The organism is Deinococcus sp. AJ005 (assembly GCF_009017495.1).
GTDB lineage: Bacteria > Deinococcota > Deinococci > Deinococcales > Deinococcaceae > Deinococcus.
Genome location: NZ_CP044990.1, coordinates 359522 through 372242, shown reverse-complemented (window position 1 = coordinate 372242; position 12721 = coordinate 359522). Strand labels below are relative to the sequence as shown.

8 protein-coding genes, 1 tRNA gene and 1 pseudogene are annotated in these 12721 nt (G+C 64.1%); 3 read left to right on the top strand and 7 right to left on the bottom strand.

The features are described 5' to 3' along the window. Nucleotides 1-41: 41 nt before the first annotated feature. Nucleotides 42-947: a MurR/RpiR family transcriptional regulator gene (locus tag DAAJ005_RS03870; RefSeq protein ID WP_226342558.1), complete on the bottom strand. Its 906-nt coding sequence runs from the start codon at nt 945-947 to the stop codon at nt 42-44. Between the two features lie 577 nt (nt 948-1524). On the opposite strand from DAAJ005_RS03870, the gene DAAJ005_RS03865 reads away from it, so the two are divergent. After that, the gene (locus DAAJ005_RS03865) at nt 1525-4662 is read left to right on the top strand and encodes a glycoside hydrolase family 38 C-terminal domain-containing protein (protein WP_151845961.1); all 3138 of its coding nucleotides are present in this window, start codon (nt 1525-1527) and stop codon (nt 4660-4662) included. A 118-nt stretch (nt 4663-4780) separates the two neighbouring features. Here the strand turns inward: DAAJ005_RS03865 and DAAJ005_RS03860 are convergent, their stop codons facing one another. Beyond that, the gene (locus DAAJ005_RS03860) at nt 4781-5200 is read right to left on the bottom strand and encodes a tyrosine-type recombinase/integrase (protein WP_226342557.1); all 420 of its coding nucleotides are present in this window, start codon (nt 5198-5200) and stop codon (nt 4781-4783) included. Here DAAJ005_RS03860 and DAAJ005_RS19085 point away from each other — a divergent pair. Further along, nucleotides 5180-6560, top strand: a pseudogene (locus DAAJ005_RS19085) (putative bifunctional diguanylate cyclase/phosphodiesterase). The gene DAAJ005_RS03860 and the pseudogene DAAJ005_RS19085 overlap by 21 nt on opposite strands. A gap of 192 nt (nt 6561-6752) precedes the next feature. Here the strand turns inward: DAAJ005_RS19085 and rsgA are convergent. Further along, nucleotides 6753-7796 (bottom strand): ribosome small subunit-dependent GTPase A, encoded by a 1044-nt coding sequence (gene rsgA, locus DAAJ005_RS03845; RefSeq protein WP_151845958.1) that lies wholly within the window; start codon nt 7794-7796, stop codon nt 6753-6755. 364 nt (nt 7797-8160) lie between these two features. Next, nucleotides 8161-9201 (bottom strand): peptidylprolyl isomerase, encoded by a 1041-nt coding sequence (locus tag DAAJ005_RS03840; protein ID WP_226342556.1) that lies wholly within the window; start codon nt 9199-9201, stop codon nt 8161-8163. Between the two features lie 293 nt (nt 9202-9494). Here DAAJ005_RS03840 and DAAJ005_RS03835 point away from each other — a divergent pair, with 293 nt between their 5' ends. Continuing rightward, nucleotides 9495-10562 (top strand): peptidoglycan bridge formation glycyltransferase FemA/FemB family protein, encoded by a 1068-nt coding sequence (locus DAAJ005_RS03835; RefSeq protein WP_075833470.1) that lies wholly within the window; start codon nt 9495-9497, stop codon nt 10560-10562. 28 nt (nt 10563-10590) lie between these two features. On the opposite strand, the gene DAAJ005_RS03830 is transcribed toward DAAJ005_RS03835, so the two are convergent. The 3 genes from DAAJ005_RS03830 to DAAJ005_RS03820 all read right to left on the bottom strand — a co-directional run bounded on the left by DAAJ005_RS03830 (nt 10591) and on the right by DAAJ005_RS03820 (nt 12648). Then, entirely contained in the window at nt 10591-11484 is an 894-nt protein-coding gene (locus DAAJ005_RS03830) for an NAD(P)-dependent oxidoreductase (protein ID WP_151845955.1), read from the bottom strand. Next, entirely contained in the window at nt 11484-12371 is an 888-nt protein-coding gene (locus DAAJ005_RS03825; RefSeq protein ID WP_151845954.1) for an SMP-30/gluconolactonase/LRE family protein, read from the bottom strand. The genes DAAJ005_RS03830 and DAAJ005_RS03825 overlap by 1 nt, the downstream gene beginning before the upstream one ends. Before the next feature lie 187 nt (nt 12372-12558). Next, a tRNA-Ser gene (locus DAAJ005_RS03820) sits at nt 12559-12648 on the bottom strand. Nucleotides 12649-12721 lie beyond the last annotated feature (73 nt).

The window sequence follows — 12721 nt, the reverse complement described above, 5'->3', positions numbered from 1 at the left end:
GGCATTCCTCCTGGGAAAGTGAGGGGGCGAATGGACGGGGTTCAGTACTTTTTTTCCACGACACTTTCGGCAGTGACGCGCAGCATGGCGTTGGATTCGGGACGGTGGCCCAGCACAGCGGCGTACAGCACTTCCAGCAACATCACCTGACTGGTCAGGGTGTCCAGCACGGCGTCGGTGAGGGGATCTTCCTGGGCGGCAGTGAACAGCACCATGCTGGCGTGGCGCGTGATCGGGCTGCTGGCACGGTGGGTGATCGCCACGGTGGACACCCCGCACGACTGCGCCAGTTTCAGGTGCTGAACGGTGTCGATGGTGCTGCCTGAACTGCTCAGGCCGATCACCACCCCCCCATGCGGCAGCGTGCTGATGCTCACGGCAGCCAGATGTGGGTCGGTGTACGCGCTGGCGGTAATGCCGATCCGCATCAGGCGGTGGGCGAAGAACTGCGCGATCAGGCCGCTGTTGCCCTGCCCCGTCAGGTCCACCCTGGGGGCGCGGGCCAGCAGCCGGGCCACGTCCTCCAGCGTCACGGGATCGAGCAGGCGAGCGGTGTCGTCCAGCGTGCGTGCCGCCTGCTGAAACAACCGCTGGGTGGCCGTGGGCATGTCTGCGCCCACCTGTTCCTGCGCCATGCGCCCACGCTGTTCACGTCCGCCCAGATCGGCAGCCAGGGCAATCTTGAAGGCGTGAAATCCAGCGTAATCCAGCTTGCGGCACAGCCGGGTGATCGTCGCCTCGGACACGCCCACGCTGGCGGCCACCTCGGTGATGGTCTGATGAACGGCGCTGTCGGCGTGTTGAACGACGTGTTCCGCCACGCGGCGCAGGCTGGGCGAGAGGCTATGGGCCTGGAGGCGAATGCGCCCGATGGCCCCACTGGACGGGGGACTGGGCAATGGAGACTGAAGCTGGGTCATGGTGCTGGCCCCCTCTGACCGGGTCATGCCGACGTGTGATGCAACTGGTTCAGCTCGAACGTTTGGATTTGGCTGTGTGGTCACAGTACACTTGAAAATTATTTTTGTCAACTTTTTAAAAATGTTGAGAATAATTTTCAGGATGATTCAGAAAGGACTCTGGGAAAAGCTCCCTCGGAAAGAGCCTTAGAAAGAGCAGGGTGGGCTTTTGCACCCGGGTCAGTGGGCAGAGAGCGGCCATTTTCAAGACTGCATGGCACAAGAGATTTTTGACGGGTAGGATGAACTTGCAAGGCTGCGAAGAAGAGAATGGAGTCGCCAGAAAAAAGGGCTTCCAGCAACTCACTCAGAGACCTGCTCTAGACCTCAACTGTCTGACGACGAGGTCGTTCCCCAGACAAGTTTCAATATGGCGGCAGATGTAAAATAATTTCCAGGACCCCTGTGGACGCGTGGCACAAATTCTGACTTGAAGAGGAGGCCGCACCATGCCTGGAAACCGATTGGCTGGCCCACAGATTCTGGGAACCGACCTGATACTGTCGGTGGCCTCGCTGTGTCTGGGCGTCCATCATGCAGTCGAGCAGCGAGGAGAGGTTTTTCCATGACACACGCCCTGACGACGGCCCAGATCCTCATTCGCCTGCACAATCGCCTCAACGAGCTGGGAGCCTGGCGCGACGCCCGGCGGCAGACGCTGATGGGCGGTGAGTTCTTCGCCCACAGCTCTGATCAGGCTCAGTCCATCGCGGTGGGCGAGGGCTGGCCGGGCCGCGATTTCCCGGTCACGCTGCGCTTTGAAACCACGGTGCCGACAGATTGGACAGGACCTGTCTTCCTGCGTTTTGATGTCGGCGGCGAGGGCCTGCTGAGTGTGAACGGTCAGCAAATAGGCGGTCTCAATCCGTACCACCACGAGTATCGGCTCGCTGGGGTCTGTGGCGGGCAGAGCCTCAGCATAGAGATTCAGGCCAGTCCCAAGGATCTGTTTGGACGCCCAAACCTGCATCCTCAACTGAAGGTGGCCTGTCTGGTAGAGCCTGACCTGGAGGTCCGCGCCCTGCACGATGACCTGAGTACGGCACATGAAGCGGCCCGGCAACTCCTGGCACACGGCCAGCCTGACCTGGCCGCCCAGCTCGCCGACGCCCTCAGTGAGCTGTTTACACAGCTTCCCATCCAGCGCAGTGACAGCGCCGTGTACCTTTCACGCGCGGTCCAGCAGCGCGAGCAGGCGGACCAGATCGCCGGGATCTGGGACGAGTGGGATTTTGCCAGCGACGACAGTCCGCCGTTCCCTGATGACCTGTGTCCGGCGCTCAGGCAGGCACGCCAGGTCTGGGGCGAGCGCCTGGCAGACTTGCTGAAACGCTTTCCACCCACCGGGTACATCAGTTTGTCGGGCCATGCCCATATTGATCTGGCCTGGCTGTGGCCGCTCTCCGAGACGCGCCTCAAGGCCCAGCGCACCTTTTCCACCGTGCTGACCTTGATGGAGCAGTACCCCGATTTCACCTTCAACCAGTCCTCGGCCCAGCTTTACGGTTACGTCGAGGAAGACGCCCCCGAACTGTTCGGGCGCATCCAGCAGCGCGTCCAGGAGGGCCGCTGGGACGTGGTCGGCGGCATGTGGGTGGAACCCGACGGCAATCTGATTTCCGGCGAATCGTGGGCGCGGCAGTTGCTCTACGGCCAGCGCTATTTTGCCGAGAAGTTCGGCAAGGCCGCCCGTGTCTGCTGGCTGCCCGATACCTTCGGCTACGCCGCCAACCTGCCGCAACTCCTGCGGCTCTCGAATATTCCCTATTTCTTTACCACCAAGTTGACCTGGAACGAGACCAATACCTTTCCCTATGACCTGTATCACTGGGAGGGGCTGGACGGCAGCCGGGTGCTGGCCCACAGCTTTTACAACCCCCTGCCCGCAGAGGGCTACAACGGCGATATTGCCCCGCTGGACACCCTGCAAACCTGGCAGAATTTCCGGGGCAAGCGCCAGAGTCACGCCTCGCTGCTCAGCTTTGGCCACGGCGATGGCGGCGGCGGCCCCACAGCCCAGATGCTGGAAGACTACGGGCGCATCAAGGAGTTTCCTGGTCTACCGCGCCTGAAGATGACACGGGTAGCCGAGTTCTACGACGAGGTGAAGGCCACGAACCTGCCCACCTGGTCCGGCGAGCAGTACCTGGAAATGCACCGGGGCACGTTTACTTCCCAGGCCCACATGAAGAATTTCAACCGCCGTCTGGAACACACGCTGATGGAAACCGAGGCCGCCTGCACCCTGGGCCACCGTCTGCTGGGACAGCCCTACCCCCGACAGGACCTGGCCACGCTGTGGCAGACCCTGCTCAGAAACCAGTTTCACGACATTCTGCCAGGTTCCAGCGTCAAGGCCGTGTACGACGTGGCCCACCAGGAACTTGGCGCGGCACTGGAAAAGGCGACTGCCGTACGAAATGCAGCGCTGCAAGCTCTCAGCGACGCGGTCAGCGGCCCAGAACGCCTCGTCATCTGGAACCTGTCCTCCGATGACCGCCCGCTGCACGCTGCTTTTGAGTCTGGGCGTCCGTTAACACTCGCGACTGAAGAAGGGCTGCCTGTCCAGACGCACTTCCAGGGTGGGCAGCTTCACCTTCACGCTGAGATGACTGTGCCGGGTCTGGGCTACCTGGCACTCAAGGTGGGGCAGGGGGAGGCTCCAGCTTCAGCCATGAACACCAACCCTCACGACCTGACGCTGGACAACGATTGTCTGCGCGTGACGGTAGGCGGAGACGGCACCCTCACGTCCATCTATGACAAACGGCTGGCCCGCGAGATGCTCGCCGGGCGCGGCAACCAGGTGTGGGCCTACGTGGATATCGCCCGCGAGTATGACGCCTGGGAGGTGGACGCTGCCTACGCCGAAGACGGTGAAGAACTGCTGGCCGCTCAACCTCCACAACGGCTATCAGACGCGCCATATCCGGCCATTCAGGTGATCCGCAAGCATGGCAACAGCACCATCACCCAGGTCTACGAGCTGCGGCCCGGCAGTGCCCGGCTGGACATCAAGACGGAAGTGGACTGGCATGGCCGTCACACCTTCTTGCGCTCGTTGACGCCTGTGAACATTCGCAGCCCGCACGCCACCTATGAGACGGCTTACGGCAGCGTCGTTCGCACCACCCACACCAACACAAGCTGGGACGCCGCGCAATTTGAGGTGCCAGCCCACCGTTGGGCTGATCTGAACGATGGGGCTTGCGGGGTCAGCCTGCTCAATGACAGCAAGTACGGCTATTCGTGCCGGGGCAATGTGCTGGGCCTGAGTTTGCTCAGATCGCCTGTCTATCCTGATCCCACGGCTGATGAGGGGCAACACCAGTTCACCTACGCGCTTTACCCGCACGCGGGGGACTGGCGCGGGGGCACCTTGAGAGAAGCCCAGGACCTCAACGCCCCCCTGATCGCCCTTCACAGCGCGGCAACGGGCGGCACATTACCTGTTCGTTCGCGCTTGATGAGCCTCCCTGCTGGCCTGCGCCTGAGCGCTCTCAAACTGGCCGAGGCTTCAGATGACGCCGTTCTGCGCGTCTATGAGGCCCACGGGCAGCAGGCCACGCTGGACGGCCTGAGCGCCCTGGATGTTCACCAGTGGCAGACGGTGAATCTACTGGAGGAAGTGGTTTCAGATTCCGCGAAGGCTGAGGAAGGAATCAGGCCCTATCAGGTGGTGACGCTCATCTCAGGCGGATGAGAGAGACCGAGGGTGCCCAGTCCATCTATCCGCGAATCTATGCCCATCTCATGGAACGTCACAGCCCAGAGACGGGGCAGAGTCAAAACAGTGACCCCTGCCCCGCCCCTGCCTGCCCTCAAGCCACCCGGTCGCCTTGCTCCAGCTCCGGCACTTCCAGGGCCGCGCTCCGCAGCTTTAGAGGCCGGGGCGTCAGCATGTCTGACAGGGCCAACGTGTGCTGCTGGTGTTCCTCGGCGTACACGTGGCGGTAGATGTCCGCTGTCGTGCTCATACGCGAGTGCCCCAGCTTCTCGCTGACCACCTCCATCGGCACGCCCCGCGACAGCATCAGGCTCGCGTAGGTGTGCCGCAGGTCATGGAAGCGCACGCGTCCCAGTCCCGCACGCGCCGCCAGCTTGCGCGCCAGCTTCGTCAGCGAATCCGGGTACAGCCGCTGCCCACGCGCGTTCGTGAACACCTGTCCCGTCTCCTCCCAGACCTTCGCCCCGCTCTGTTCCACCATCTGTGCTGCGCGGTGCTCACGCAGGAGCGTCACCGTCTCCGGCGACAGGTGCTGTTGTGGCTGATCGTGGGCCTGTTCGCTTTGCGTCAGCTCCTGGTGCTGACCGACAACCAGCGCCTGCAACTGCGCCTGACCCACCGCGCCGAACATGACCCACTGACCAGCGTGCGGAACCGCAGCAACCTGCAACAGCAGATTGACCAGGCACGCACCTGGAACAGTGTGGTCGCAGTGATGTTCATGGATCTTGACCGCATGAAGGAGATCAACGACACCTTCGGGCATCTGATGGGCGATCAGCTCCTTCAGGCACTGGCCGCCCGGCTTTCCAACACCCTGCCAGCCGACGCAATACTCGCCCGGTTTGGTGGGGACGAGTTTGTGGTGGTGCTGCCCGGTCACGATGCGCCGGCCGCTGCCAGAGTGGCGCAGACCCTGCTCGACACTGCCAGCCAGGCCTTCCAGATCGGCCAGGAGACCTCACACATTTCGGCCAGCCTCGGAGTGGCCCTGGCTCCTGGCGACGCCGAGCAGGCCACGGCGGCCATCGAGCACGCAGATGGGGCCATGTACCAGGCCAGGCAGGCTGGCAAAGGCACCTGGCGCTTTACCAACGAGCAGCTTAACGGACTGCACATGCCGCAGGCCCAGTTGGAAGTGCAGTTCCGCGGCGCACTGGAACGGGGCGAATTCTCCATGCACTTTCAGCCCCTGATCGAGCTGAGCAGTGGACGGGTGCGCAGTTTCGAGGCCCTGATGCGCTGGACGTCCCCGGTACTCGGGTCAGTCTCGCCCGCCGACTTTATTCCCGTGGCCGAAACGCGCGAGATGATGGGCGGGCTGGGCCATTGGGCCATGCGCGAGTCGATCCGACAGATGTGCGCGTGGCAGGTGACGCTCCCCGGCGTCAGTGTCGCCCACCCAGTTCGCCCACGAACACTTCGTGGCTGATACCTGCGCTGCGCTGGCTGAGTACGGCGGCGCGCCCGGGCTGGTGACTGAAAGTGCGGTGATGACGGACGCGGCGCAGGCCCGACAAAAACTGCTGGACCTGCGCGCCCTGGGCGTGCGCGTGGCCCTGGACGATTTCGGAACTGGCCACTCCAGCCTGGGTCAACTGCGCTCACTGCCGGTCGACGTCCTCAAGATCGACCGGGTGTTCATTCAGGACAGCCGCACCGACGCGGCGTTCATCCAGGCCATAATTTCGATGGGACACAGCCTGGGCTTGGAGGTGGTGGCTGAGGGCATTGAGGACGCGTCCACCGTCGCCCAGTTGCAGGCACTGCACTGCGACCTGGGCCAGGGGTTTTACTTCGCCCGGCCTCAGCCTGCTGCTCAGGCGGTGGCCGCGACGGTGCGGGGCGGCCCTCTGGCCATGTTGTGTCCCTGACGATGCACGCTCCCCACCTCAAGATGAGGAAAGATGAACAGGGACGGCATGGCCTGAACTGCCCTTTGAATTTCATCTTCAAGGACGCGCTGGTAGACGTCACACGTGATGTCGGAGTTCTTGTGCCCGGCTATCCTGGCAACAATGTCAATCGGCATTCCCAGATTCGCCATCATTGTGGGCCTACCCTACTCAGCGTCGCCCACGCCTGCCCGACTGCTTCTGAAAGGCCGCCAGCCGCGCGGCAGACACCTCGCCCGCCCGCACCGCCGCCTGTACCGCGCAACCGGGTTCGGTGGTGTGGGTGCATTTGCGAAAACGGCATTGCGTCGCCAGCGCCTCCAGGTCCTCAAACCCAGCCGCGTCCGCATCCCACACTGCGATATCCCGCAACCCTGGGTTGTCGATCAGCAGCCCTCCACCGGGAACGGCATACAGAGTGCGGCTGGTGGTGGTGTGCCGTCCCTGCTGGTCACTGGCCCGCACTTCCCCGGTGGGCGCGGCGGGGCGGCCCAGCAATGCGTTGGTCAGGGTGGATTTGCCCACCCCGGACGAGCCGATCAGCGCCAGCGTGACGCCCGGCGTGAGCAGTGCCCGCACGCCATCCAGTCCCTCGCCTTGCTGTGCCTCAGCGTTCTGCTCCGAACTGGCCTGGGCAGAGGTGACGTGAATTTCCAGATCGGGTCCGAGACTGCGGAGCTGCTCCACCCACCAGTCCGCCTGTGCATGCAGATCGGCCTTGTTCAGCACCAGCACAGGCCGCGCGCCGCTGTGCTGCACGGCCAGTACGTAACGTTCCAGCCGCTCCAGATCAAAGTCCAGGTCAGGAGACGTGACGATCAGGACCAGATCGACATTGGCCGCGATAACCTGTTGGCGTACTGCTCCGGCCCGCTTGCCCTCCTCGCCGCCCACCGCACGGGCAAAGGTGGTACGGCGTGGCAGCACTTCCAGCAGTCGCCCGCTGCCATCAGAGGCGGCTTCCAGCACGCACCAGTCACCGATGGCAGGCGTAAGTGCCCCACTGTGGCGCGACGCCCCAGCCAGACGGGCTTCCTGCTCGCCGTCCACCCCCCGCACCTGAAAAGTCTGGCGCTGGACCCCCACCACCCGGACCGGCGTGACCCGCTCCTGTTCGCCGGACGAGAGGGCCGCACGGAAGGTCTGGTAGGCGTCCCCGAAATCTGGCCCCCAGCCCAGGGCCTCCAGTGCCCGAAGGTCCAGTTCAGAGGACATGGCGGCAGACCGGAAAAAATACAGGCGTTGCGGAAAATTCCATCCTTGCATTGTGTCGCGTTCAGGGCGGGAGCGTGTCATACGGACTCTGATTGAAAAGTGTTGGAAACACCGGGGAAATCCGGGCAGGACAGGTCAACGGAGCTGGTAAAGCTGCGACGCAGAGGAAAGACCTCCTCCCTTTGAACTCAACCAGTCATGGACATCTATTGGCGACGGTGGCGAGCAGAAAAGAAGATGGATTGCGCGTATGACCGTCACCACCGGGCAGGAGGCTGTTCAAGACAGTTTGGAGGCCGTTCTAGGATTCAGAACGGCCTCCATTTCTTGCATCCTGCTCAGTGGAAAAAGTCAGGCTGGACGTTTACTCGCTGGCTGGTGTCAGTGTGACCACTTCTGGGAAGGATTCGGTGTTCAGGCGGGCGATCTGGGAATCCAGGTACTTCTGGGCGGCGTCACCCGACAGTTGCTGACGGATCAGCGGGGCGGCCTCGGCCAGTGGGGTCACGCCCGCGTCAGTGCGCTTGGTGACCACAAGAACGTGATAACCAAACTGGGACTGCACGGTCTGGACCTCCCCCACCGGCCCGGTGAAGCTGGCCTTGTCGAAGGTATCCACCATCTGCCCAGGCGCAAAGCAACCCAGATCGCCACCCTGCGGGGCGCTGCCGGGGTCCTGGCTCTTCTCGGCGGCGATCTTGGCGAAGTCCGCGCCACCCTTCAAGTCTGCCACGATTGTCTTGGCCTCGGCCTCGGTGGGCACCAGGATGTGCTTGACGCAGGCTTCGGCCTCGCGGGTCAGCTTGTCGCGGTTGAGCTGGTAATACCCGGCCACCACGGCGTCCCCGAACTTGAAGCGGTCCTGGAGGGTTTCCAGATACGCATTGATCAGCGCCTGCCGCCCCAACTCGGCGCGCAGGTCCTCGGGGTCGCCGTAGCCGGTGGCGACCAGCGCCTCCGCGAAGGCTTCGTCGGTCTCGAAGTTGGCGCGGGCGTCCTCGAACTGTTTGTCCACGGCAGCCTGATCCAGCTTGACGCGCGACCCGGCCAGTTGCGCCACCGCGCGGTCCCGCAGGAACTGCTTGAGGTAATCGGGGCGGGCCGAGGCGAACTCGGACAGGTACGAATCCTCGAAGGGAATGCCCTGGGCATTGACCACGCGGGCGGCGGCGACGCGGAACGCCTTGTCGAAGTCGGCCAGGGTAAAGGTCTGTGCGCCGACCTTGCCCACCACTGCGGCGGGGTCACCCGTGCTGACCGGAGCCTCCGGGGCAGCGGGCGCGGCTTCCAGGGCCGGGGCTGGAACGGGCGCAGGCGCGGTGGGGGCCGGGGCAGGCACGGGCGGAGTGGTCTGGGCCAGGGCGACGCCGCCGAGCAGCGCCAGGGTCAGCAGGATTTTCTTCACGCCCGGCAGTTTAGCCTGCCTGGGCATGAGGGATGGTGGCAAAAGCTGGAGGCCAGGGGGAAAGTCAGGACATCTGGCAACCGCAGCCTGCCACTGCGGGTCTGGGACGGTCCTGCGGTTGAACGCTCCATCCGGTCTCGCAATTACATCTGCTTGAGTCATCCCTCAAGGAGTCTTGCCCATCGTAGGGACTGTTCACGACGGTTGTGGGGCACAAACCACCCGCCCTCCTCTAACGGGCCTATCTGTCTCACCGTCTCCCCCACTCTGCCGCCCCTGCTACAATCCCCCGCGTGCGCCTGAAGCTTCTGGAAACCACCGATCCGCGCGTCTATGACGACGCTGTGCGGAATATGCCGATCACCAGCGCCCTGCAAGGCTGGGGCTACGGCGAGGCGAGGCGGGTGCTGGGCCAGACCCCCATGCGCTACCTGATCGCGGATGAAGCGGGCCGCACAGTGGGCGCGCTGCAACTGCTGCGCAAGCGGCTGGTGCCCGGCTTCAGCACGCTGTACGCGCCGCGCGGCCCGGCGCTGGAAAGCCTGGACCTGCTGCCTGCCGTGGCCGAGGCCATAAAGGCGGTGGCGAAACCCACCGACGCCATCCTGAAGATCGAGCCGCCCGTGCCCCTTCCCGCAGAGGAAGGCAGCGAGATTCCGGAAAGTTACGGCCCCTTCCGCCGCGCCGAGTCCGAGCAGCCCGAACACACCATTCTGGCCGATCTGGGCCGCTCCGAGGACGAGTTGTTCGCTGGCCTGCACAGCATGGCCCGCCGCAATGTGCGCACCGCGCAGAAACTGGGCGTGGTGGCGGGCCGCGACGACGACTTCGACGCCTTCTGGGAAATCTTTACGGCCACCAACGAGCGCGCCAAACTGGGCGCGTACCCCCGCGCGTACTACGAAACCCTGCTGCGCGAGGGCAATGCCCACGGCGGCGAGGCGTACATCGTGCTGTCCCGGCACCAGGGCAAGGCTTTGGCGGGCGGCTTTTTCCTGGGCATGGGCGCGGGCACCTATTACCTGTTCGGCGGCAGCGTGCGGGATGACCGCGTGGACGAGGCGGGCAAGCCCCTGAAAGACAGCAAGGCCCCCGACGCCTTTTACTGGAACGCCATGCTGGACGCCAAACAGCGCGGCTATACCCTGTTCGACTTCTGGGGCATCCCGCGCATTCTGGACGAGGAAAAACATTCGTTCGGCGTCTTCAAGATGAAGCTGAAATTCAGCGAGCAGCGGGCGTGGTATCCCGCCTACGATCTGCCGCTGAACGCCGCCGCCCCGGCCATCGTCAAGGCGCTGCGCTGGCGCAAGACCCAGAACAACAAGCGCAAACGCGGCAGCGCCGAGGATGTGCTGTAACGGACTTGGTCCAGAACTGAGCTAGAGGTCAGCCTCCCACCAGCAGGCCGCTCAGCGCCTCAATGTGCCGCACCAGGGCGCTGTGATCGTCCCCGGCCCGCACGCCACCGTCACCCGCCGCGTAATCGGCAAACAGGTCACGGGCGCGCGCCGTCAGGGGCATGGCGGCCCCCAAACTGTCAGCCACGTCCAGCGCGGCGTTCAGATCCTTGATCTGATTGGTCATGGTGCCGCCGGGTTCAAAGCGCCGTTCGATCATGCGCGCGCCGTGTTCGGTCAGGATGCGGCTCTGCGCGAAGCCGCCCAGAATCGCCTCGCGCACGCGGGCCGGGTCCGCGCCGCCCGCACGGGCCAGGGTCAGGCCCTCGGCCACCGCGCCTATTGTTACGGCCACGATCACCTGATTGACCAGTTTCGCCAGTTGCCCGCTGCCGGACGGGCCGACATGCGTGACCTTGCCCAGCACGTCCAGTACGGGCCGGGCCTCGGCAATCCAGTCTTCCGGCCCCCCGGCCATGATCGCCAGTTCACCGCGCTCTGCTCCGCCCGTACCGCCACTGACCGGGGCATCCACGAAGCGCAGTCCGCCCGTCTGCGCCGCCACCGCCAGGTCGCGGGCAATCGCCGGATGGATGCTGCTCATGTCCACGAACAGCGTGCCAGGTTGCGCGGCCCCAAAAACTCCATTCAGTAACACCTGCGAAACAACGGAGCCGTTGGGTAACATGGTGATGACCAGATCGGCGTGCTGGATAGCTTCGGTAGGAGTGGCGGCCACCGTCGCGCCCAGCTTTGCCAGGGCCTGCGGATTCTCGGGCGAGCGGTTAAAAACGGTCACGTCATGGCCCGCTTTGAGCAGATTCTCGGCCATCGGGCGGCCCATGAGTCCCGTGCCGATGACGGCCACTTTCTGCTGGGCCATCAGAACCGCGCGCCTCGCACCGAAACAGGCAGGCGGTACAGGCTGTCGCTGCCCGTGATGTACAGGTACGGCTCCAGATGGCTGAAGGTCAGGTTGGTGATGGCCTCCGGCGCGGGCACCTCGCCCAGCTTGCGGCCATCTGGGGCAAAGACTTGGAGGCCACTGCCACTGCTGCTCCAGAGGTGACCATGTTCATCGGTGCGAATCCCGTCGGGCATCCCCGGCGAGACGACGGCAAAGACGCGGCCCGCGCCCACGTCGTTTGACGCCACCGGGTAGGCGCAGATGTGGTGATGGCCCGCCGGATCATGGGTGCGGCTGGTATCGGTGACATACAGCGTGGCCTCGTCGGGGCTGAAGGCCAGACCGTTGGGCCACAGCATGTCGCTCACTTTCGACTCTACCTCGCCTGTATCGGGGTCCAAGCGGTAGACGCGGCACACAGCCTGCTCCTGCTCGCCGCCGTAGCCCTCGCGGGGCTGGATCAGGCCGTAGGGCGGGTCAGAGAACCACACGCCGCCGTCACGGGCCACCACGACATCATTGGGGCTGTTCAGGCGTTTGCCCGCGTGGTGCGTGGCAATCGGCTCCCAACTGTGTCCGTTATCCGCTGAGCGCAGCACCGCGCGTTCGCCGTGCGAGCAGGCATATAACCGCCCCTGATCATCACGGGTGTGGCCGTTGTGAAAATGCGAGGGCTGGAGCGCCGCGCCAGCCCCCTCCTGCGGGTGCCAGCGCAACACGACGTTGCCGGGGATATCGCTCCACAGCACCGCGCCGCCGTCCAGGCACACTGGCCCCTCGCCCCAGGTGGCCCCGCCAGCAAGTTTTTCCAGGAGGGCGTCGGCGGGAATCAGGGCTTCCAGACCGGGGAATGGATGACTCATGATGGTTCTTCTAGCACATTCTTCTTTTCACTCGTGTCGTGCGGTACGCGTTGCATATCAGCCTGTCCGTCTGCCTATTAGCCGTGGAGAACTTGCAGGAGGATCAGAGACAGGCCCACATCCATCCACCGGACATGGAAATACGCCCCGAACGGACTTCTCCATTCGGGGCGTATTTTTTTATTTCTGGCGGAGCGAGAGGGATTCGAACCCTCGATAAGGTTGCCCCTATACACGCTTTCCAGGCGTGCTCCTTCAACCACTCGGACACCGCTCCAACACCGCCGCCCTCAACCCGACAGGCGCACAGCAGAGTAACGGGTAGGGGCAGGAAAATCAAACGCCGCCCA

What these genes read in the sequence shown, in the direction of transcription:
- DAAJ005_RS03870 (WP_226342558.1), bottom strand. Translation starts at nt 947, where the DNA reads ATGACCCGGTCAGAGGGGGCCAGCACCATGACCCAGCTTCAGTCTCCA.
- DAAJ005_RS03825 (WP_151845954.1), bottom strand. Translation starts at nt 12,371, where the DNA reads ATGAGTCATCCATTCCCCGGTCTGGAAGCCCTGATTCCCGCCGACGCC.
- rsgA (WP_151845958.1), bottom strand. Translation starts at nt 7,796, where the DNA reads ATGTCCTCTGAACTGGACCTTCGGGCACTGGAGGCCCTGGGCTGGGGG.
- DAAJ005_RS03865 (WP_151845961.1), top strand. Translation starts at nt 1,525, where the DNA reads ATGACACACGCCCTGACGACGGCCCAGATCCTCATTCGCCTGCACAAT.
- DAAJ005_RS03830 (WP_151845955.1), bottom strand. Translation starts at nt 11,484, where the DNA reads ATGGCCCAGCAGAAAGTGGCCGTCATCGGCACGGGACTCATGGGCCGC.